The sequence below is a fragment of the Pantoea sp. SGAir0180 genome, assembly GCF_043546245.1.
On sequence record NZ_CP028071.1, the window covers coordinates 2,319,833 to 2,341,754 of the forward strand.

17 protein-coding genes are annotated in these 21,922 nt (G+C 52.8%); 5 read left to right on the forward strand and 12 right to left on the reverse strand.

Going from position 1 to position 21,922, the window contains the following annotated elements; translation table 11 throughout:
- Positions 1-53: 53 nt before the first annotated feature.
- Positions 54-839 carry an envelope biogenesis factor ElyC gene (gene elyC / locus C1N58_RS10850; RefSeq protein WP_006118633.1) on the forward strand — a complete coding sequence of 262 codons (786 nt, stop codon included), beginning with the start codon at positions 54-56 and terminating at the stop codon, positions 837-839.
- 99 nt (positions 840-938) lie between these two features.
- Here elyC and kdsB read toward each other — a convergent pair whose 3' ends face one another.
- The 11 genes from kdsB to serC all read right to left on the reverse strand — a co-directional run bounded on the left by kdsB (position 939) and on the right by serC (position 13,912).
- Positions 939-1,688 (reverse strand): 3-deoxy-manno-octulosonate cytidylyltransferase, encoded by a 750-nt coding sequence (gene kdsB / locus C1N58_RS10855; RefSeq protein WP_185199756.1) that lies wholly within the window; start codon positions 1,686-1,688, stop codon positions 939-941.
- Positions 1,685-1,867, reverse strand: coding sequence for a Trm112 family protein (locus C1N58_RS10860; RefSeq protein WP_006118631.1), 183 nt, complete (start codon positions 1,865-1,867; stop codon positions 1,685-1,687). The genes kdsB and C1N58_RS10860 overlap by 4 nt, the downstream gene beginning before the upstream one ends.
- A gap of 84 nt (positions 1,868-1,951) precedes the next feature.
- Positions 1,952-3,169, reverse strand: a complete 1,218-nt coding sequence (locus C1N58_RS10865; RefSeq protein ID WP_394564171.1) for a winged helix-turn-helix domain-containing protein — start codon at positions 3,167-3,169, stop codon at positions 1,952-1,954.
- 20 nt (positions 3,170-3,189) lie between these two features.
- Positions 3,190-4,191, reverse strand: a complete 1,002-nt coding sequence (gene lpxK / locus C1N58_RS10870) for a tetraacyldisaccharide 4'-kinase (protein WP_394564172.1) — start codon at positions 4,189-4,191, stop codon at positions 3,190-3,192.
- Positions 4,188-5,936 (reverse strand): lipid A ABC transporter ATP-binding protein/permease MsbA, encoded by a 1,749-nt coding sequence (gene msbA, locus C1N58_RS10875; protein WP_006118628.1) that lies wholly within the window; start codon positions 5,934-5,936, stop codon positions 4,188-4,190. Before msbA ends, lpxK begins: the two co-directional genes overlap by 4 nt.
- A gap of 34 nt (positions 5,937-5,970) precedes the next feature.
- Positions 5,971-8,226, reverse strand: a complete 2,256-nt coding sequence (locus tag C1N58_RS10880) for a DNA internalization-related competence protein ComEC/Rec2 (protein WP_394549726.1) — start codon at positions 8,224-8,226, stop codon at positions 5,971-5,973.
- A gap of 201 nt (positions 8,227-8,427) precedes the next feature.
- Complete coding sequence (ihfB, locus tag C1N58_RS10885; protein ID WP_003849360.1) at positions 8,428-8,712, reverse strand: integration host factor subunit beta; 285 nt, start codon at positions 8,710-8,712, stop codon at positions 8,428-8,430.
- An 82-nt stretch (positions 8,713-8,794) separates the two neighbouring features.
- Positions 8,795-10,468, reverse strand: coding sequence for a 30S ribosomal protein S1 (gene rpsA, locus C1N58_RS10890; RefSeq protein ID WP_033737767.1), 1,674 nt, complete (start codon positions 10,466-10,468; stop codon positions 8,795-8,797).
- 121 nt (positions 10,469-10,589) lie between these two features.
- Positions 10,590-11,270, reverse strand: coding sequence for a (d)CMP kinase (cmk, locus tag C1N58_RS10895; protein ID WP_394550858.1), 681 nt, complete (start codon positions 11,268-11,270; stop codon positions 10,590-10,592).
- Positions 11,271-11,459: 189 nt separating this feature from the next.
- Positions 11,460-12,746: a 3-phosphoshikimate 1-carboxyvinyltransferase gene (aroA, locus tag C1N58_RS10900; protein ID WP_394549727.1), complete on the reverse strand. Its 1,287-nt coding sequence runs from the start codon at positions 12,744-12,746 to the stop codon at positions 11,460-11,462.
- A gap of 80 nt (positions 12,747-12,826) precedes the next feature.
- Complete coding sequence (gene serC / locus C1N58_RS10905; protein WP_006118621.1) at positions 12,827-13,912, reverse strand: 3-phosphoserine/phosphohydroxythreonine transaminase; 1,086 nt, start codon at positions 13,910-13,912, stop codon at positions 12,827-12,829.
- Between the two features lie 310 nt (positions 13,913-14,222).
- Between serC and ycaO the strand changes: the two genes are divergently transcribed.
- The 4 genes from ycaO to pflA all read left to right on the forward strand — a co-directional run bounded on the left by ycaO (position 14,223) and on the right by pflA (position 20,474).
- A complete protein-coding gene (gene ycaO / locus C1N58_RS10910) occupies positions 14,223-15,986 on the forward strand; it encodes a 30S ribosomal protein S12 methylthiotransferase accessory factor YcaO (RefSeq protein ID WP_394564173.1) in 1,764 nt (587 codons plus the stop codon).
- A gap of 378 nt (positions 15,987-16,364) precedes the next feature.
- Positions 16,365-17,225 carry a formate transporter FocA gene (gene focA / locus C1N58_RS10915; protein WP_033737642.1) on the forward strand — a complete coding sequence of 287 codons (861 nt, stop codon included), beginning with the start codon at positions 16,365-16,367 and terminating at the stop codon, positions 17,223-17,225.
- Positions 17,226-17,297: 72 nt separating this feature from the next.
- Positions 17,298-19,580: a formate C-acetyltransferase gene (pflB, locus tag C1N58_RS10920; RefSeq protein WP_006118617.1), complete on the forward strand. Its 2,283-nt coding sequence runs from the start codon at positions 17,298-17,300 to the stop codon at positions 19,578-19,580.
- 153 nt (positions 19,581-19,733) lie between these two features.
- Entirely contained in the window at positions 19,734-20,474 is a 741-nt protein-coding gene (gene pflA / locus C1N58_RS10925; RefSeq protein ID WP_039341323.1) for a pyruvate formate lyase 1-activating protein, read from the forward strand.
- Positions 20,475-20,581: 107 nt separating this feature from the next.
- Here pflA and C1N58_RS10930 read toward each other — a convergent pair whose 3' ends face one another.
- The gene (locus C1N58_RS10930; protein WP_006118615.1) at positions 20,582-21,736 is read right to left on the reverse strand and encodes an MFS transporter; all 1,155 of its coding nucleotides are present in this window, start codon (positions 21,734-21,736) and stop codon (positions 20,582-20,584) included.
- Positions 21,737-21,922: the final 186 nt, after the last annotated feature.

The window sequence follows — 21,922 nt, forward strand, 5'->3', positions numbered from 1 at the left end:
TGCCCTTCTTCTGCTCTGGCTGCTGTTTTTTCGGACAACAAGAGGGATTTTACATGTTTTTTATGCTGAAAAAGGCATTTGGCAACCTGTTACTGCCCCTGCCTTTTCTGCTTCTTTTAATGGCTGTCGGCATTTTGCTGCTTTGGTTCAGCCGCTGGCAGAAAAGCGGTAAAATCTTTATCTCAGTGAGTTGGCTGATGTTATTACTGATAAGCCTACAGCCGGTCGCCGATCGCTTACTGTTGCCCGTCGAATCGCATTACCCGACGTGGAATGGGACTGAAAAAGTCGATTACATCGTGGTGTTAGGGGGCGGCTATACCTATAACCCGGCCTGGGCGCCCAGCTCGAACCTGCTGAACAACAGTTTGCCTCGCGTGACAGAAGGTGTGCGTCAGTGGCAGCGCCATCCGGATGCTACCCTGGTCTTTACCGGTGCTGCGGCAGGGCAAAATCCCAAAAGTAATGCCTGGGTCGCCGCACAGGTTGCCGAAAGCCTGGGCGTACCTTCATCGCACATTCGTCTGCTGGATCAGCCAAAAGATACCGCACAGGAGGCGCAGGCTGTCAGCACGCTCATCGGGCACCACCCTTTCCTGCTGGTTACCTCAGCTAATCATATGCCGCGCGCGATGCGGTTTTTCAATCAGGCAGGCCTCAAGCCGATTGCAGCGCCCGCCAATCAGCTGGCGATTACTTCGCCACTTAACTGGTGGGAACGTTTTTATCCTTCCCCGCTGTGGATGAGTCACAGCGAACGCGCGATCTACGAAACGCTGGGGAGCGCATTGCAACGTTTCTCATCCGCCTCACCTTCTGCCGCACGATCTGATGGATAGACGCAAAGGCGGACATCCGTCATGGCGCAGGCTGAGTGGACCGGAACCCGGCGCCTCAGCCGCGTGCGCAGACGGTCATCGCACAAGAAGCGGAACAGGTCAGCGAAGCATCGCGGCGCGGACCCGGGTGAGATCCTCTGGCGTATCCACGCCAACGCCGGGAATCGTTTTTGCCACCGCAACGTGGATCTTTTCGCCGTACCACAGCACGCGCAACTGCTCCAGCAGTTCGATCTGCTCAAGCGGACAGGGTTCCCAGCTGATATAGCGACGAATAAACCCGGCACGATAAGCATAGATGCCGATATGGCGCAGCAGCGTGTCACCGATCTGTTCCCGGGACTGCGCATAACGTTCACGATCCCAGGGAATCGTCGCGCGTGAAAAATACAACGCGTAGCCTCTGGCATCCATGACCACCTTGACGGCGTTGGGATTGAACGCCTCTTCCGCATCCGTAATCGGCACCGCCAGCGTCGCCATGCCGGCGTCAGCCTGAGCCAGATTGGTCGCCACCTGATGGACGATATCAGCGGGGATCATGGGTTCGTCGCCCTGAACATTGACGATGATCTGGTCATCCGCGAACTGATATTTTTCAATCACTTCTGCAAGGCGTTCCGTACCGGAATGATGATCGGCGCGTGTCATACACACCTCGCCACCGGCAGCCTCGACAGCGCAGGCCACCTCAGGATGATCGGTCGCGACAATCACACGGCTGGCACCCGATTCCCGGGCACGCTCCATCACATGCACCACCATTGGCTTGCCATGAATATCAACCAGGGGTTTACCCGGTAAACGGGTGGAAGCATAACGCGCAGGAATGATGGCAATAAAACTCATGGATGGATCTCTTCGACCGATAACGTACGGGCTTCGTTTTCCAGCAGTACCGGAATACCGTCACGCACAGGGAAAGCCAGCGCGTCGGGCTTGCAGATCAGCTCTTGCTGTTCTTTGTTAAAGTACAATTTGCCATTACAAACCGGGCAGGCAACGATTTCGAGTAAACGGTGATCCATATGTCCTCCATCTCGGACCGAGAGCGTAAGGACTAAAGCATATCACAGCGCTGATGAGAGCGGGTAAATCACACCCGCGCTGCATCAGGAATTGTTAAGCTGCCAGCGCGTTGGCCAGTGTGTCAGTAACGCCGAAGGCGCATTCTTTAGCAAAACCGTTTCGGCCCCCTGCCAACGGGCGAAGCGTTCAATAGCACGTTGCACGTCATTGAGAAAGGAAACGGTTACCGCGACGTCAGGTTCCAGCCAGATGTTGTTAATTTCCAGCAAGGCTGTTGAGCGCACCATCCGTGCATCCAGACGGGCTTTGAGTTGGCCCCGATGCAGCACCGGTAAGACAAAATAGCCATATTTACGTTTGGCCGCAGGCGTGTAACATTCAATGCGGTAGTCAAAGTCAAACAACGCAAGCGCACGTTTCCTGTCCCATACCAGCGGATCGAAAGGGGATAACAGCGTGGTATGTGTTGCGATCAACGGCGTGGCTAATGCGGCCTGAGCGTCCCGATGCAGCCACATCTCTCCCATGCCGTCGACCTCAACCGGCATGATTTCGCCGGCCGCCTGTGCCCATAAGATAAAGTCTTTAACGGGCGCGCGCTTTAGCCGGTAATAGTCTGCCAGCCACTCACGGCGAAAAATGCCCAGGCTGCGTGCGCTGTTCACTAACATCAGGCGGACAGCGTCATCCTCACTGATAGCATGCAGCGCATCCTGCCAGTCAGGCATGACACGTGAGCGTAAATCATAGACGCGCTGAAAATTATGGCGCGCTGACACCATTAGCTCCCCTGAAGTGAACAGGTTTTCGAGATGCCGCTTGTGGGGTTTCCATGCCCACCATCCTGGCTTATGATTTTTTCCACTGGCGAAATCAGCCGATCTGACGGGCCCGTTGTCGCGTATATAGGTAAGTAGATCAGCGATTTCCTGCTGATGTTCCGTTGCCCAGTCTGCACTGTACTTCCAGCCCAGGCGCTCTGGCGACAGCATGCGGTGCCGCAGTAACCGGTAATCTGCGCGGGGAATAAAACAGGCTTCATGCGCCCAGTATTCGAAAATCTCCCCCTGCGCCAGCGACTCGTCCAGCCAGACGGGCGGATAGTCGCCTAAGCGACTGAATAAGACAAGATACGGACTGCGGGCCACCACATTGATGGTGTCGATTTGCAACAGCGACATGCGGCTAATGCAGGCTGAAATATCCTGAAAACGTGCCCGACGTTTCACCGGACGCAATAACCCCTGCGCCGCGAGCTGAATATTACGTGCCTGCTGTCGTGAAAGTGAATGCGTGCCCATTCTCTTCCTTCTAGTGGGAATTAGTGCGGCTCCCGTGGTGAATACGTGCCACACAGGCGTTGTATATCGTCTAACAGTAGCGTCGCTGCCTCAGCCTGCAGATGGGCATCGACGGGAAGATACCACCATGAGGATTGCGCGAATGCGCGGCATTTAACGGCATCTTTCTCCGTCATCAACAGCGTTTGGCCGGGCGTGACCAGACGCGACAGTTCCTCTTCGCTGTAAGCATGATGATCGGCAAAGGCGATCTCCGCAACGGGCGTCAGACCGTGCTGTTTTAAGGTATGAAAAAAGCGCGGCGGATGACCAATGCCGGCCATGGCGACGACATCGTGCAACGTGTTGAGCGGTCGTTGTTCACCGCTGAGCAGATGGGTTGCCATCCCCGCCTGCAGTTGCATGGCAATTTCACCCTGTTGCGCTTCACCACCGTTAACGATCACCGCGTCTACCGTCTTAAGGCGGGATGCCCGTTCCCGCATGGGGCCGGCAGGTAACCACCAGCCGTTGCCAAAACGTCGCACGCCATCCACCACCACAATTTCCCGATCGCGCTGGAGCGCATAATGTTGCAGGCCATCATCAGTCACGATGAGATCCAGTGAATGATGTTGCTGAAGGGCTTCGATCGCCTCACGGCGTCGCGGTGCCACTGCAACGGGTGCAGCTGTGCGCTGCGCAATCAGCACCGGCTCGTCACCCGCCTGATCGGTGGCGGTTTCCGCAGTGACACGCAGCGGATAGCGGTCTGATTTCCCCCCGTAGCCGCGGGAAATCACACCTACCCGTAATCCTCGTTGCTGCAGGGCGTCAACCAGCCAGATGACCACGGGTGTTTTACCATTCCCGCCCGCGGTCAGATTCCCCACCACGACAACAGGCAAGGGCGCACGCCAGCTTTTACGCCAGCCACGCCGGAAACTGAGACGGATCAGCGCCGTGATGGCACCATAGAGCACACTGAGTGGCCACAGGACTAACCATAATGGCGATCGGCCACTCCAGATGCGCTCAATCATTGGCCGAACTGCATTTTATGGAGTTGAGCATAAGCACCTTTTTCCGCCAGCAGGTCGGCGTGCGTACCGCGTTCGATGATATTGCCCTCTTCCACCACCACAATTTCATCCGCTTTTTCAATAGTAGAAAGGCGATGCGCGATCACCAGTGAGGTGCGGTTTTTCTGCAGCTCATCCAGAGCAGACTGGATAGCACGCTCGGACTCGGTGTCCAGCGCAGAGGTGGCTTCATCAAGAATCAGGATAGGACAGTCACGCAGCAGAGCGCGGGCGATGGCGATACGCTGGCGTTGACCGCCTGATAGCAGCACACCATTTTCCCCGATGACGGTATCCAGCCCCTTGTCCATGTTTTTGATAAAGTCCATCGCGTGTGCCATCGTCGCCGCCTTTTCGATTTCCTCGCGGCTATACTGTTCACTGCGCGCATAGGCAATGTTATTGGCAACGGTATCGTTGAACAGATGCACATTTTGCGACACAAGTGCGACCTGATTACGCAACGACGCTAAGGTGTATTCACGCAGGTCATGGCCATCCAGTAAAATCTCGCCCTGCTGAATATCATAAAAACGCGTCAGCAAACTGGCGATAGTCGATTTACCTGAGCCGGAGCGCCCGACTAAGGCAACGGTTTTTCCGGCAGGCAGCATCAGGTTAATGTTTTTCAACGCAGGTGTTTCACGGCCGGGATAGGTGAAGGTCACACCTCGGAATTCGACATCACCTTTTGCGCGCGTGATTTCACGCGTACCGGTGTCGTTCTCCTGCTCACTGTCGAGAATGGAGAACAGCGTCTGACAGGCCGCCATACCACGCTGAAACTGCGCATTCACGTTTGTCAGCGATTTCAGCGGGCGCATCAGAGCGATCATAGATGAGAAGACTACCGTAATGGTCCCCGCAGTCAGCGTATCCATCACGCTGGGGAAACTGGCGGCGTACAGAACGAATGCCAGAGCCAGAGAAGCAATGAGCTGAATAACCGGATCGGAGATTGAAGAGGCTGAAACCAGCTTCATCCCCTGCTGACGCATGCGGTTACTGACCTTGGCAAAACGCTCGGATTCAATGTCCTGGCCACCAAAAATCAGCACTTCTTTGTGCCCTTTCAGCATCTGCTCGGCACTGGTCGTCACCTGTCCCATGGTGTTTTGCATCGATTTGCTGATGTTGCGGAAGCGTTTTGACACGGTACGAATCGCGAAGGATACGATTGGAGCCAGAACAATCAGAATCAACGACAGCTGCCAGCTGTAATAAAACATCATGACAAACAGGCCAATTATTGAAGCGCCCTCACGCACAACGGTGACCAGCGCCCCCGATGACGACGAGGCGACCTGTTCCGAATCATAGGTGATGCGAGAGAGTAACGTACCCGTGGACTGCTGATCGAAGAACGCGACCGGCATGCCCATCATATGGCTGAACAGACGACGGCGCATATTCATCACCACATTGCCTGACACCCATGAGATGCAGTAGCTGGAGATATAGCTGCTTACGCCACGAACCAGCATCAAGCCGATGACTGCCAACGGCATCCACAGCATCACGGATCTGTCCGCTTTACCAAAGCCGTCATCCAGCAAAGGCTTCAACAGGGAGAGCATTAACGTATCGCCTGCGGCATTAATAATCAGGGCAATAGCCGCCACAATTAAGCCAGCTTTGTTGGGTGCGATCATCGGCCAGAGTCGACGGAATGTCTGCCACGTTGAGAGATCTTTATCTTGATGCATTATTTATTCACGTTGTTGGAAATAGCCGGTCATTCTACCTGGATTCGCGTTTGACGCCAAACCACTGATGATACCAACGGGGCACTAATTGTTCTCTGAAGGAAAAAACCTGCACGGTGTTTGCCTCTATTTTGATACTTATTTGTCCGGACTGACCGGTATCACGCCAGTCATAAGCGTGTTCACGGTAATTTCGCAGCACGGACTTCGCGGGCATTCGCCACGCATTATAGCGTGCTACAGAGGCGATGGCGGTATGGCCGGCGATGCTGCGCAGCAGTAAGCGCGATGAGGATGTCCGGCTGCCATGATGAGGTACCTGCAGAATATCCGCCTTTAACTGCTGCTTTTCCAGCCGCACTAACTGCCGCTCCGCCTCGGTTTCCAGATCGCCCATGAGTAACAAACGGACGCTTCCATCATCCACACTCACCACGCATGAATCGTTGTTTTCCCCCTGGTTGGGAGACGTTGCTGGCCAGAGCACCCGGAAATGTAGCCGTTTCCAGCGCCATGTGGTACCGCGTACACAGGGTAAATGCCCGCTTTCTGTAAGTCCGCTGCGCACCCATACAGTAGGGACATGTTGCAGAATAGCCGACAGCCCGCCGGTATGGTCAAGATGCCGGTGGCTGAGAATAACCTCCCGCAGTCTGAGTCCTTTACGTTCAAGCCAGGGCAGAATAACGCGGCTCCCTGCATCGCTGTATTTCCAGCGTGGACCGGTATCGTAGAGCACCGCTTCACCGCCCTGACTGATGACGACGCTCAATCCATGCCCCACGTCCAGCATATCAATGCGCCATAGCGCTTCCGGCTTAGCATGGCGGGAAAACAGGATTGCCAGTGCGACAGCGCTACAACTGAACGGCATGGAGAACAGTACGCCGGAACGCCACAGGAGTAGCCCTCCCCATATGGCTATTATCAGGAAAGGTGCGCCTTGCAGCGGCCACCAGCCTGCCGGTAGCAGGGCAAGGCCGGAGAACAGAAACCGCAGGGACAGATCGGCCGCCTGCCACCCCCACACTGATAATGCCGGGAAAGGTAGCAACAGGGTGATGAGTATCAATGGCACAGTAATAAACGACACGACAGGAATCGCAAACAGATTAGCGAGCAGCGCGGTCAGGCTGATGCCATTAAATAATGCGGCCTGAAGCGGCACCATCAGGATCATCATTCCCAGTTGCAGATGAAGGAGTTGCAGTAAAAACCAGCGCCGCCTGTCACGAAAGCGCTCGGCCAGAGGAAACCAGCGATACCAGGTCAGCAACATCCCCACCGCCAGCACCGACAGCCAGAAGCTGTCCGAGAGAACGGTAAGCGGATCCAGTGCCAGCAACAACCCTACGCAGAGCGTCCAGATTTGCCAGGGGCTGAGCTGGACACCTGCTATACGTGTTATTGCCCATAGCGTCAGTGCCAGTAATGCCCGCTGCGCTGGCGCCTGGGCCCCTGAAAGCCACGTATAGAGTGCGGCACAGAGCCAACTGACAATGAGCGGATACAGATAGCTAATGCAGCGTGCCGGTAACAAAAACTGGCTGCCCCGCGCCAGTAGCCATCCGGTGCCCGCGGCCAGGCCAATGTGCATACCTGAAATGGCCATAAGATGCGCCGTTCCGGTATCACGTAACAGCTGACGGGTTGCCTCACTCAGATTGTCGCGAATGCCAAAAGCCAGTGCCTCAAGCGTAGCCGAAGCGGGTAAATGTTCGTAATGTTGCCTGTGGCCACGAATATGCTGCCAACGCCAGCTGCATTCAGACTGCACAGGATGTTGCTTGATAATGCGCCCCTGCACCGGGGTATGATTCGCCATGGCAAAGCGTTGTGCGTCGAATTCTCCCTCATTAAGTCTGGCATGAACAGCGCGTAACCTGAGCCGCATTTGCCAGCGCTGCCCCGGACAATATGCTGTAGCGTTATCCTGCAGTGACAGCCAGGCAAAACGGGGAGGAAAGAAAATCCGGTTTCCCGCTTTCAACATTCTGACCCGAATACGTGACGCGTCTTGTTTTACCTCTTCAATTTGCACGACAAACCAGGCGGGTCGGGTACTCATCCATTCCGTGTCGTTGACCAGGGATTGCGCATTAACCAGCCCCCAGGCGGCCAGCAAAAGCGCACAGCCTGCGATGCGGACATAACGTACGGACATCCCCACCAGACAAGTGCCACACAGCAGCATCACGACAATAAACGTTCGCGAAGGGAGCTGAGGCACGATCAGTAAGGGTAACGCGGTCAGCGAGGCCAGTCTCGCCAGTCCAATCCATGTCAACATACCGTATCCCGCTGATGAACTGGCGTAAGTATGTCCTTCAGACTTTCAGGGTAAAGCGCGTAAAGAGTGAATTAAGAAAGGGTTTCCAGAGAGGATAATTCGTTGCAGCGCAGACGCATTTTTTTGCGGGAGAGCGAACATAATCACGCGGGCAAAAAAAAACGACATCCGGAGATGTCGTTTAGGCGTTTCGGTATCGGCTTAGCCGTAGATGTTAGCACGGTCACGCAGTTCTTTGCCCGGCTTGAAGTGGGGAACGTATTTACCTTCCAGATCCACTTTGTCACCCGTTTTCGGGTTACGGCCAGTGCGCGGTGCGCGATAGTGCAACGAAAAGCTGCCGAATCCCCGGATTTCAATGCGTTCGCCCTGTGCCAGCGTTGTGGCCATGTGCTCAAGCATCTCTTTGACTGCATCCTCAACGACTTTCGCCGGTATATGAGTATGCTGTCCCGCCAGCCTTTCAATCAATTCTGACTTGGTCATGTAACCTCCGGTTAATCCCTACAGGAATGTATGACAGCCTTTACCGAAACCGGGCGGATAAATCCGCCCGGTGCAAGGTCGATTACTCGCCTTTAGCCGCTTTGAACGCTTCAGCCATTGCGCTTGAGAAGTTGCCTTCTTCCTGTTTGGTGTTAACAGTGTTGATAGCTTCTTTCTCGTCAGCCTGGTCTTTCGCACGAACAGACAGGCTCACTACGCGGTTTTTACGGTCAACGCCAGTAAATTTAGCTTCAACGTCGTCACCGACGTTCAGAACCAGTGTAGCGTCTTCGATACGGTCCATTGAAGCTTCAGAAGCGCGCAGGTAACCCTCAACGCCGTCTGCCAATTCAACTGTAGCACCTTTCGCATCAACTGCAGTCACTTTACCGGTGACGATAGCACCTTTCTTGTTCAAAGTGATGTAGTTGTTGAACGGATCTTCTGCCAGCTGTTTCACGCCCAGAGAGATACGCTCGCGCTCTGCATCAACCTGCAGTACAACGGCAGCGATTTCGTCGCCTTTTTTGTACTCACGAACTGCTTCTTCGCCAGTCGCGTTCCAGGAGATGTCAGACAGGTGAACCAGACCGTCGATGCCACCGTCCAGGCCGATGAAGATACCGAAGTCAGTGATTGACTTGATTTTACCTTCAACGCGATCGCCTTTGTTGTGGGTCTCAGCGAACTGCTGCCATGGGTTAGATTTGCACTGCTTCAGACCCAGGGAGATACGACGACGCTCTTCATCGATGTCCAGAACCATCACTTCAACCACATCGCCTACGTTTACAACTTTAGACGGATGGATGTTTTTGTTGGTCCAGTCCATTTCTGAAACGTGTACCAGGCCTTCAACGCCTTCTTCGATTTCAACGAAGCAGCCGTAGTCAGTCAGGTTGGTTACACGCCCAGTCAGCTTGGTGCCTTCTGGATAGCGCTTAGCGATAGCCACCCATGGATCTTCGCCCAGCTGCTTCAGACCCAGAGATACACGGGTACGCTCGCGGTCGAATTTCAGGACTTTAACGTTGATTTCATCGCCAACATTCACGATCTCGCTTGGATGCTTAACGCGCTTCCAGGCCATGTCAGTGATGTGCAGCAGGCCGTCAACACCGCCCAGATCAACGAATGCGCCGTAGTCAGTGAGGTTCTTAACGATACCTTTAACTTCCATGCCTTCCTGCAGGTTTTCCAGCAGCTGATCGCGCTCTGCGCTGTTCTCAGATTCGATAACCGCACGACGTGAAACCACGACGTTGTTGCGTTTCTGATCAAGCTTGATCACTTTGAATTCAAGCTCTTTGCCTTCCAGGTGCAGTGTGTCGCGTACTGGACGCACATCAACCAGTGAACCTGGCAGGAACGCACGGATACCGTTCAGCTCAACTGTGAAGCCACCTTTGACTTTGCCGTTGATAATACCGGTAACAGTTTCAGCTTCTTCGTAAGCTTTTTCCAGCGTGATCCAAGCTTCGTGACGCTTAGCTTTCTCACGTGACAGCAGAGTTTCACCGAAGCCATCTTCCACTGCGTCCAGAGCAACGTCAACTTCGTCACCAACCTGGATTTCCAGTTCGCCGGCTGCGTTTTTGAACTGCTCTGCAGGGATTGCAGATTCAGATTTCAGGCCCGCATCAACCAGAACAACGTCTTTGTCGATAGAGACAACAACGCCACGAACGATGGAACCCGGGCGGGTTTCGATTTCTTTCAGGGATTCTTCAAATAGTTGAGCAAAAGATTCAGTCATATTGATAATCTTAGGATTCTTCAATTTAACGTCCATCTGACATCATGTCGGATGGGGTTGTTTCACATGCCCTGCACCGGATCCGTGGCACAGGGTTAATACATTCGTTTAAGCCGGAAGATTACACACCAAGCGTTTTGCGGGCATAATTTAACGCGTTATCAATAACCTGCTCGATGGACATCTGGGTTGAATCCAACACCAAAGCATCAGCGGCAGGGACTAACGGTGCGATAGCGCGGTTGCGATCGCGGTCGTCGCGTTCTTTTATCTCGGCTAAAAGGCGATCAAAGTTAACATTAAAGCCATTCGCCTGCAACTGTAGCATACGTCGCTGAGCACGTTCTTCCGGGCTGGCATCAAGGAAAATCTTTACAGGCGCATCGGGGAAAACGACGGTGCCCATATCCCGCCCGTCTGCAATCAAACCGGGTTCCTCGCGAAACGCGCGTTGACGACGTAACAGCGCTTCCCGAACGCGAGGAAAAGCCGCGACGCGTGAGGCGGTATTACTGACTTCCTGGGTACGAATTTCGCTGGTGACGTCTTCCCCTTCCAGGATGACCTGCATTTCGCCATGATGAGAAAGGAAACGCACATCAAGATGGGCGGCGATAGGGACTAACGCCTCTTCAGACTCAATATCGACCTGATGATGTAATGCGGCTAAGGCCAGTACACGATAAATTGCGCCGGAATCCAGTAAATGCCACTGTAATGCTTCCGCCATCGCCTTGCACAGGGTGCCCTTTCCCGCGCCACTTGGCCCATCAATTGTTATGACCGGGGCAGTTGCTGTCATCATTCCCTCCTGTTGCTGCGCGCATTTTGGCCGGTTGGCCGTCACAAATGTCGGGCATTATACGCTGCCCGGCGACGCTTAGTTACTTTTTGAGAAGAGGCAATGAGAAATTTAGCCAGGAAAAAGGCCTCTGGCGTGGAAAAGCGTCCTGAAGATGATGAGCCCGATGCACGACATCGGGCGAGGGGATTAGGCGTTTTCGCTAATTTTTTGCAGCTGTTCAAAATAATCAGGGAAGGTTTTTGCCGTACAGCCTGGATCAAGAATGGTAACGGGCGTATCGGACAGCGCAACCAGCGAGAAACACATCGCCATACGGTGATCGTTATACGTGCCGATGTCGGCATGCTTCAACGTCTCAGGCGGCGTGATGCGAATAAAATCGTGCCCTTCTTCCACCTCGGCACCGACTTTACGCAACTCGGTTGCCATAGCCGTCAGACGATCCGTTTCTTTAACTCGCCAGTTATAAATATTGCGCAGTTGCGTCGTACCTTCTGCAAACAATGCCGCAGTGGCAATGGTCATGGCAGCATCAGGAATATGGTTCATATCCATATCAATAGCGCGTAATGTCCCGGCCGTGCAGGCAATATAGTCATCGCCCCACTCAATTGATGCCCCCATCTTTTCGAGTACATCCGCAAAGCGAATATCGCCTTGTACGCTGTTGCGACCAATGCCGGTGACACGTACGGTACCGCCTTTGATTGCGGCTGCGGCAAGAAAATAGGAGGCAGAAGACGCATCCCCCTCCACCAGATATTCACCTGGTGACTGGTAGTGCTGTTTACCCTTAATCAGGAAGTGTTGATACTGCTGATTCTCAACCTCGACACCAAAGCAGCGCATCAGGTGCAGAGTAATGTCGATGTAAGGTTTGGAAACCAGCTCACCTTTAATGCTGATACGGGTAGGATTTTCAGCTAACGGAGCCATCATCAGAAGCGCGGTCAAAAACTGGCTGGATACGCTGCCATCTACTGTAACGTCGCCGCCAGTAAACCCACCCCGCAGGCGGACTGGGGGATAATCTGTATTTTCGAGATAGTCTATAGTAGCCCCACCTTGCCGTAGTGCATCGACCAGGTGCCCGATAGGGCGTTCTTTCATGCGTGGTTCGCCCGTCAGGACGACATCCTGCACACCCAGGCAAAGCGCTGCCGCAAGCGGCCGCATGGCAGTGCCGGCGTTGCCCAGAAACAGCTCTGTGGGCTGTGATGCATGCAGCGGCCCACCCTTTCCTGTCACCTCGCACACCGTACGATCGCTGGAAAGCGTGAACTCAACACCCATTGCATCAAGCGCATTAAGCATGTGCTTAACATCGTCGCTGTCCAGCAGATTAGTTAATCGGGTTTTACCTTTCGCCAGTGCAGCAAGCAGAAGCGCACGGTTTGACACGCTTTTGGAACCGGGCAAATTAACCGTACCATTAACGCGAGCGATGGGCTGAAGGGTCAGGGAATCTTGCATGTGAAACGTAATCCTTAAAAAACGATGACTCCGCCAGAGGGCGGAGTCGGGTGTCAGTCATTCCACTGACAGTGAAAGACTTAGCCGTGGCGGCGTTCGAAATCAATCATGAAATCGGTCAGCGCTTTAACGCCTTCCAATGGCATCGCATTGTAGATTGAGGCACGCATGCCGCCCACAACACGGTGACCTTTTAATGCGTGCAGACCTGCCTTAAATGACTCTTCCAGGAAGAGGCTGTCCAGCGAGGCATCAGCCAGTTGGAAAGGAATGTTCATCCGGGAACGGTTTTGCAGTGCCACATCGTTACGGTAAAAATCGCTGTTATCGATGAGACCATAGAGTAATCCGGCTTTTGCCTGATTAATTTTTTCCATCTCAGCGACACCACCCTTCTGCTTCAGCCACTTAAAGACCAGGCCACTCAGATACCAGGCAAACGTAGGTGGCGTATTAAACATGGAATCATTTTCAGCCAGAACGGTGTAGTCAAGGATGGAAGGCACGCTTTGATGCGCGTTGCCGAGAAGATCGTCCCGTACGATAACCAGGGTAAGGCCAGCCGGACCAATATTTTTCTGCGCACCTGCGTAAATCACACCATAGCGCTTGATATCAATTGGGCGTGACAGAATCGTGGAGGAAAGATCGGCGACCACAACCTTGTCACCAAAGTCAGGCTCTTCGTCAATAGCCAGACCGTCAATGGTTTCATTTGGGCAAAAATGCAAATAGGCGGCCGTGTCGCTGACATCCCATTCGCGCATCGGCAGGATGGCGCGCTTACCCTCTTGGGTCGTTTTGACATCCAGCGTCCGCGGTGAGCAATATTTTTCCGCTTCTTTAATGGCACTGTGAGCCCAGTAGCCTCCATCTGCATAGTCCGCACTGGTCGCACTGCCGAGTAAATTGCCCGGTACAGCAGCAAACTGCGCACGTGCGCCGCCATGACAGAATAATACTTTGTAATTGGAAGGGATTTTCAGCAGATCGCGGAAGTCCGCTTCAGCCTCTTCTGCCACCTGAATAAATTCTTTACTGCGGTGGCTGATCTCCATTACTGAAGTTCCCAGACCATGCCAGTTTGTCAGTTCTTGTTCTGCACGGCGGAGTACTTCGCTCGGCAGCATCGCTGGCCCAGAGCTAAAATTATAAATTTGCGTCATTTCCCTCACCACTGTCATATCGAACGGTTATGAATAACGATTCGGTTTTATCACTGCCTTCTGGTGGCTGCAATCATAAATCGAACTGCGGTCACATTTTTTCGGCATGACGCACCGAAGGTTATATTACCAATGTAATCCGGCACGAAATATTGTGAGGCGGCTTCCTTTCATGCAGTCCCGGCTTTGGCTCAGATGACAAAGCATGAGAAAAACGACGGTAAAATTGCGGCGTCTTGATAGCGAACAGACGGTAAAAAACGTATCATTGCGCGCTTTATGTCTCCCCATTTACAGAGAGAGCGGCACCATGACGCAAACTTTTATCCCGGGCAAAGATGCCGCCCTGGAAGACTCCATTTCACGCTTCCAGACCAAATTACAGGATCTGGGTTTTAATATTGAAGAAGCCTCCTGGCTGAATCCTGTGCCACACGTCTGGTCTGTCCACATTCGTGATCGCGACTGCCCCCTCTGCTTCACCAATGGTAAGGGCGCCAGCAAAAAAGCCGCTCTGGCCTCGGCGCTGGGGGAATATTTTGAACGCCTGTCCACGAATTACTTTTTTGCTGATTTCTGGCTTGGCAACAGTATCGCCCAGGGGGATTTTGTTCACTATCCCAATGAAAAATGGTTTGCTCTGCCTGAAGACGACAGCCTGCCTGAAGGCATCCTGGATGCGCGCCTGCGCGCCTTTTACGATCCTGAAAACGCCCTCTCCGCTTCAGATTTAATCGATCTCCAGTCGGGTAAGAGCGCACGCGGCATCTGCGCCCTGCCCTTTACCCGTCAGTCCGATCAGCAGACCGTTTATATTCCGATGAATATTATCGGTAACCTGTATGTGTCGAACGGCATGTCCGCCGGCAACACGGCCAACGAGGCACGGGTACAGGGGCTGTCAGAAGTTTTCGAGCGCTATATTAAAAATCGTATCATCGCCGAGTCCATCAGCCTGCCTGCCATTCCTGAATCCGTGATGGCGCGTTACCCCGATGTGGTTGAAGCCATCGCCCGTCTGGAAGACGAAGGGTTCCCGATTTTTGCCTATGACGCGTCACTGGGTGGGAAATATCCGGTTATCTGCGTTGTGCTGTTTAATCCTGCCAACGGCACCTGTTTCGCCTCTTTTGGCGCGCACCCTGATTTTGGTGTCGCGCTGGAGCGTACCGTTACCGAACTGCTTCAGGGCCGCAGCCTGAAAGATCTGGATGTGTTCACGCCGCCCACGTTTGATGATGAAGAAGTGGCAGAGCACGCCAACCTGGAAACCCACTTTATCGATTCAAGCGGCCTGATCTCCTGGGATCTGTTTAAAGAAACAGCGGATTATCCCTTCGTTGACTGGAAATTTGATGGCACCACCGAGCAGGAATTCAGTACGCTCATGGCGATTTTCAAAGCCGAAGGTCAGGACGTTTACATCGCTGATTATGAGCACCTCGGTGTGTATGCCTGCCGCATTATTGTGCCCGGTATGTCAGATATTTATCCGGCTGAAGACTTGTTGCTGGCGAATAACAGCATGGGTGCAGGTATTCGTGAAACGCTTCTGGCCCTGCCCGGCAGCAACTGGAATCCGGAAGAGTACCTGGATTTAATTTCTCAGCTGGACGAAGAAGGTTTTGATGACTTCACGCGTGTCCGCGAGTTGCTGGGACTGGCGACAGGCAAAGATAACGGCTGGTACACGCTGCGCATTGGCGAACTCAAAGCCATGCTGGCCCTGGCTGGCGGTGATCTCGATCAGGCGCTGATCTGGACGGAATGGACAATGGAATTTAATGGCTCCGTATTCAGCCCGGAGCGTGCAAATTATTACCGCTGTCTGCAAACTCTGCTGCTGCTGGCGATGGAAGATGAGCGGAATCCGCTTGAGTATCACGCAGCCTTTGTGCGTATGTATGGTGCTGACGCTGTCGACGCCGCCTCGGCCGCAATCAGCGGTGAGGCGGCCTTCAATGGCCTCCAGCCGGTAGACAGCGATCTTAAGGCTTTCCCTGCTCATCAGGCTTTGCTTGCTGCCTATGAAAAGCTGCAAAAGGCGAAACGTCTTTACTGGAAAAACGCCTAATCTTTCGCGGCTCTGTTTCAGGATAAAGCGATAATAATCTCACAGGCACCTTATTTAATGGGTGCCTTTCTTTTTTTTGAGAATAAGTATTTAAGGGATGTATTGTTCAGCGTTTTTATCATCATTATTTAAAGCAACATAACAGATGCATTTCGTTAACTCTGCAGAGATCGTCCTGACGGCACACCGCCATCTCTTAAACAAAAATTGCATAATTTAAAATATTTTTAATCATTATATTTCAATAAATTAACCCCAAAAATCCCGTCTTTCAGTCAAACACGCACCGTCCTTGCATGGCTGATCATGATCCAAATCAACTTCTGTAACTGTTGCCTTTGTTATCATTTTTTCAGACAACTTTTGGAGTGAGTTAGTGTGAAAGCTGACAATCCTTTTAATCTGTTATTACCCGCCGCGATGGCGAAAGTGGCTGAAGATGCTGGCGTTTATAAAGCCACTAAACATCCCCTCACCACGACCTTTCTGGCCTTTACTGCGGGCATGTTCATCTCGATTGCTTTCGTGTTTTACATCACGGCTACCACGGGCAGCGGTGCTGTGCCTTATGGCCTGGCAAAACTGATCGGCGGCATCTGTTTTTCACTGGGACTCATACTGGTCGTGGTATGCGGTGCCGATCTGTTCACATCTACCGTCCTCATTGTGGTCGCCAAAGCCAGTGGACGCATCACCTGGGGGCAACTGGCACGAAACTGGATAACCGTTTATATCGGTAACCTGGCTGGCGCGTTATTTTTCGTCACGCTCATGTGGTTCTCCGGTGAACAGATGGTGGCAAACGGCGCGTGGGGATTAAACGTCCTGCAAACAGCCGACCATAAAATGCATCATACTTTTATCGAAGCCGTTTGCCTCGGCACATTGGCCAATTTGATGGTCTGCCTGGCGGTCTGGATGAGCTATTCAGGACGGACATTGACCGATAAAAGCCTGATTATGATTTTGCCGGTGGCCATGTTTGTCGCCTGTGGTTTTGAACACAGTATCGCCAATATGTTTTTGATTCCTTTCGCGATCGTGATACGCGACTTTTCCGGGCCTGAGTTTTGGCAGGCCGCAGGGGCCACAGCAGCACAGTTCCCGGCCCTCACCGTTAAAAACTTTATTTTCGACAATCTGATTCCGGTCACGCTCGGTAACATCATTGGCGGCGGCCTGCTAGTCGGATTGACCTACTGGGTAATTTACTTACGCGGTGGTAAAGAAACGCACTAATCCTGTCTCAACGGCATATCGCAGCCTGGTACGCCCGAGAGCAAAAGTCTCCTTAAATAAGGCAGGTATATTATGACCGAACGTAATGCAAAACTCGCTTCAGCCTGGCAGGGATTTACTGAAGGCGAATGGCAGAACAGCGTCAACGTACGCGACTTTATTCAGAAAAACTATACGCCTTATGAAGGCGACGAGTCCTTTCTGGCCGGTGCCACCGAGGCCACCACAACACTGTGGGAGAGCGTGCTGGAAGGCATCAAAATTGAAAACCGCACCCATGCACCAGTCGATTTTGATACCGATCTTGCCTCAACCATCACTTCCCACGATGCCGGTTACATCAATAAATCACTGGAAAAAATTGTTGGCCTGCAAACCGAAGCCCCGTTGAAACGCGCCATTATTCCTTTTGGCGGTATTAAAATGGTTGAAGGCTCATGCAAGGTCTATGGTCGTGAACTCGACGCGTCTCTGAAAAAGATTTTCACGGAATACCGCAAAACGCATAACCAGGGTGTTTTTGATGTTTATACACCTGACATTTTACGCTGCCGTAAATCCGGCGTATTGACCGGCCTGCCTGATGCTTATGGTCGTGGACGCATCATCGGTGATTATCGTCGTGTTGCCCTATACGGCATTGATTATCTGATGGCGGATAAGTTTGCTCAGTTCACCTCACTGCAAAACGATCTTGAAAACGGCGTAAACCTGGAAGCCACGATTCGCCTGCGCGAAGAAATTGCTGATCAGCATCGGGCGCTTGAACAAATTAAAGCGATGGCAGCCAAATACGGTCATGATATTTCTGGCCCGGCCACCAACGCGGCTGAAGCCGTTCAGTGGACCTATTATGGCTATCTGGCTGCAGTTAAATCACAGAACGGCGCGGCCATGTCTTTTGGCAGGGTGTCGACTTTCCTCGATATCTACATCGAACGCGACCTCCAGGCAGGAAAACTGAACGAAGAGCAGGCACAGGAACTGATTGACCATCTGGTCATGAAACTGCGCATGGTCCGCTTCCTGCGTACACCGGAATACGATGAGCTGTTTTCTGGCGACCCTATCTGGGCCACCGAATCGCTGGCGGGGATGGGCGTTGATGGTCGCACGCTGGTCAGTAAAACCACGTTCCGTTTCCTGAACACGCTTTACACCATGGGCCCCTCCCCTGAACCAAACATGACCATTCTGTGGTCTGAAAAACTGCCCGTTAACTTCAAAAAATATGCGGCTAAAGTTTCAATCGACACCTCGTCACTGCAGTATGAAAATGACGACCTGATGCGTCCTGACTTTAACAACGATGATTACGCCATTGCCTGCTGTGTCAGCCCTATGATCGTCGGCAAGCAAATGCAGTTCTTTGGTGCCCGCGCCAACCTGGCAAAAACCTTGTTGTACGCGATCAACGGCGGCATGGACGAAAAACTGAAAATGCAGGTGGGGCCGAAAGAAGCCAAAATCATGGATGAAGTGCTCGATTTCGACGTCGTGATGGCCCGTCTGGATCACTTCATGGACTGGCTGGCAAAACAGTATGTCACCGCACTGAACATCATCCACTTCATGCATGATAAATACAGCTATGAAGCGTCACTCATGGCGCTGCACGATCGTGATGTTTACCGCACCATGGCCTGCGGTATCGCCGGACTGTCTGTGGCTGCGGATTCACTATCAGCCATTAAATATGCCAAAGTGAAACCCGTGCGTGATGAAGATGGCCTGGCAATTGATTTCGACATCGAAGGCGACTATCCCCAGTTCGGTAACAACGATCCGCGCGTGGACGACCTGGCATGCGACCTGGTTGAACGGTTTATGAAGAAAATTCAGAAACTGGAAACATATCGCAACGCGGTGCCAACGCAGTCCGTTCTGACCATTACCTCTAACGTCGTTTATGGCAAGAAAACTGGTAATACGCCAGACGGCCGCCGTGCAGGCGCCCCCTTTGGCCCTGGCGCTAACCCCATGCACGGTCGCGACCAGAAAGGAGCGGTAGCATCGCTGACCTCGGTAGCGAAATTACCCTTTGCGTACGCTAAAGACGGTATCTCTTATACTTTCTCCATCGTGCCTAATGCGCTTGGCAAAGATGATAATGTACGTAAAACCAATCTGGCAGGACTAATGGATGGTTACTTCCATCATGAGGCCAGTATTGAAGGCGGCCAGCATCTGAATGTTAACGTGATGAACCGGGAAATGTTGATGGACGCAATGGATAACCCTGAGAAATATCCTCAGTTAACCATCCGCGTTTCGGGCTATGCCGTTCGCTTTAACTCGCTCACCAAAGAGCAGCAGCAGGACGTGATTACCCGTACCTTTACCCAGTCACTCTAGTTCACCCTTGAGGCTCCTTCATGGAGCCTCTTCTTTCGAGTCAGGTTTGGTCGCTGTCTGTATGACGGATAACCACCAAAATTGATTTCCCGTTCAGAGCGCACCGGAGAGTGCGCCACCTGCTTCGCAGGCTCATCAGGAGAATACATCGCAATGTCTGCCATTGGTCGCATCCACTCATTTGAATCATGCGGAACCGTAGACGGTCCCGGCATCCGTTTTATCACCTTTTTTCAGGGCTGCCTGATGCGCTGCCTGTACTGCCACAACCGTGATACATGGGACACGCATTGCGGCAAAGAAATTACCGTCGACGCGCTCATGGCGGACGTTCTGTCTTATCGCCATTTCATGAATGCGTCCGGTGGCGGGGTGACGGCTTCAGGCGGTGAGGCCATTTTGCAGGCGGAGTTTGTGCGCGACTGGTTTCGCGCATGTCAAGCTGAGGGCATTCATACCTGCCTTGACACCAACGGCTTTGTCCGCCGCTACGATCCCGTTATTGATGAATTACTGGATGCAACAGATTTGGTGATGCTTGACCTCAAGCAGATGAACGATGACATCCACCAGATTCTTGTCGGTGTGTCGAATCATCGCACACTCGATTTTGCGCGCTATCTTCAGAAGAAAGGAAAACGGACGTGGATTCGTTTCGTCGTCGTGCCCGGCTATTCTGATGATGATGACAGTGTCCATCGCTTAGGTGCATTTACGCAGGATATGGCAAATGTGGAGAAGATTGAGCTTCTGCCTTATCACGAGCTGGGTAAGCATAAATGGATTGCGATGGGTGAAGAGTACAAGCTCGACGGCGTAAAACCGCCCAGTAAAGCGACCATGGAACGGGTCAAGCATATTCTTGCCAGCTACGGACATGAAGTGATGTATTGACAGACCACGTCACCGCAGTCAGTAAACGATAACCGTCTGACAGTCAGCGCAGCCAGACGGCGATAATTAAGCCCAGGCGCCCTGTCACCGCCTGGTTATCGTTATGATCAGGCATGTGCCACTGGCGTGGCATGGTGATCGGCCTTACGCAGTAACATGACTAAGTAAACCAGCGCTACCGCCGCGATCATAACGAACAGCAGACGGTCGGAATAACTTTGCATCAGCATGGCCGTCATGCTTGGTCCGGCCAGGCTGCCCACGGTGTAGCTCAGTAACAGCGCCTGGTTCATTGCCACCAGTTCATGGTGCGCCACGGTTTCGCAGGCCCATGACATGGCGACCGGATAAAGCGTAAAACCTGCCAGCCCCAACACAAACAGGGCCGGGGCCATCGCGGCATTTGTCAGCATCGCAATCGCGCCGAGGATCACCACAAATACCTGCACTCGCAGTACCATCATGCGGCCAAAGCGGTCAGCAAGCCGACCAATCGGCCACTGCCCGACAATGCCGGCACTCACCAGCAAGGCCATCCAGTAACCCACGTTGGCATCACTCATACCCTGATGAGAAAGATAGAGCGGCATCAAGCCGTACAGCGATCCCAGAACAATGCCAGAAATAATACAGCCGTTAATACCGAGACGAGAACTGCGACGACGCAGCATAGGTAAAATTCGTCCGCCTGGCGTAGCTTCTACGGTATCGCTGTTGGCAGAAACCTGCGTGAAGATTAACGGTAAGATGGCGCTGATGACCGTGGCGGTTACCCAGGGAATCACACTCAGTAATTCGGTAGACAGTTTGCTCACCAGCAGTTGTCCGGCAACCGTACCCAGGTAATAGACGATCATATAGGCAGCGAGCAACTGCCCACGGTTACGTACTGTTCCACTGCATAACAATGCGCTTTCCACCACGACCCAGACTAACGCGCAGCCGATACCGGCCGTGAAGCGCAGCAATGTCCATGCCCAGAATCCTTCCAGCGCCAGCATGCACAGTGTCGACAGCGCAAAAAGGCCGGTCGCCAGATAATAGCTTCGGTTAAAACCGTATCGCTTGATCAGCCAGCCAGCCACTAAAGTGCCCAGCAGGTTACCGGTGTAATACGACGAACTCACCACGCCTACCTGCCATGTTGCCAGCGCATCATGCGTCAGCCAAAGGGGCACTAACGTATTCAGTACCGCAATGGAAACTGTCATCAATAACAGGCCGCAGAGCAGCAATATCACAGGACGTGACCAGGTCGACATAGGGGATAAAAACCAAAAGAAATGAAGGAAATTGCGCGCAGTTTGCCATCGCGCGTTGTAAAGTCAACGGGAGGAATGAGGGTGCAGCACATTTTGCTGCGTGACCATTTAAATTATTTATCTTCAGTAAGTTAGCCATCTGTCAGGCATCAGATAACTTTGCGCTATCTCTATGATAATCTGGAT

Coding starts and splice junctions, on each gene's coding strand:
- C1N58_RS10880 (WP_394549726.1), bottom strand. CDS start 8,226: ATGTTGACATGGATTGGACTGGCGAGACTGGCCTCGCTGACCGCGTTA.
- lpxK (WP_394564172.1), bottom strand. CDS start 4,191: ATGATTGAGCGCATCTGGAGTGGCCGATCGCCATTATGGTTAGTCCTG.
- msbA (WP_006118628.1), bottom strand. CDS start 5,936: ATGCATCAAGATAAAGATCTCTCAACGTGGCAGACATTCCGTCGACTC.
- ycaO (WP_394564173.1), top strand. CDS start 14,223: ATGACGCAAACTTTTATCCCGGGCAAAGATGCCGCCCTGGAAGACTCC.
- cmk (WP_394550858.1), bottom strand. CDS start 11,270: ATGACAGCAACTGCCCCGGTCATAACAATTGATGGGCCAAGTGGCGCG.
- ihfB (WP_003849360.1), bottom strand. CDS start 8,712: ATGACCAAGTCAGAATTGATTGAAAGGCTGGCGGGACAGCATACTCAT.
- pflA (WP_039341323.1), top strand. CDS start 19,734: ATGTCTGCCATTGGTCGCATCCACTCATTTGAATCATGCGGAACCGTA.
- C1N58_RS10860 (WP_006118631.1), bottom strand. CDS start 1,867: ATGGATCACCGTTTACTCGAAATCGTTGCCTGCCCGGTTTGTAATGGC.
- serC (WP_006118621.1), bottom strand. CDS start 13,912: ATGACGCAAATTTATAATTTTAGCTCTGGGCCAGCGATGCTGCCGAGC.
- aroA (WP_394549727.1), bottom strand. CDS start 12,746: ATGCAAGATTCCCTGACCCTTCAGCCCATCGCTCGCGTTAATGGTACG.
- elyC (WP_006118633.1), top strand. CDS start 54: ATGTTTTTTATGCTGAAAAAGGCATTTGGCAACCTGTTACTGCCCCTG.
- rpsA (WP_033737767.1), bottom strand. CDS start 10,468: ATGACTGAATCTTTTGCTCAACTATTTGAAGAATCCCTGAAAGAAATC.
- C1N58_RS10865 (WP_394564171.1), bottom strand. CDS start 3,169: ATGGGCACGCATTCACTTTCACGACAGCAGGCACGTAATATTCAGCTC.
- pflB (WP_006118617.1), top strand. CDS start 17,298: ATGACCGAACGTAATGCAAAACTCGCTTCAGCCTGGCAGGGATTTACT.
- C1N58_RS10930 (WP_006118615.1), bottom strand. CDS start 21,736: ATGTCGACCTGGTCACGTCCTGTGATATTGCTGCTCTGCGGCCTGTTA.
- kdsB (WP_185199756.1), bottom strand. CDS start 1,688: ATGAGTTTTATTGCCATCATTCCTGCGCGTTATGCTTCCACCCGTTTA.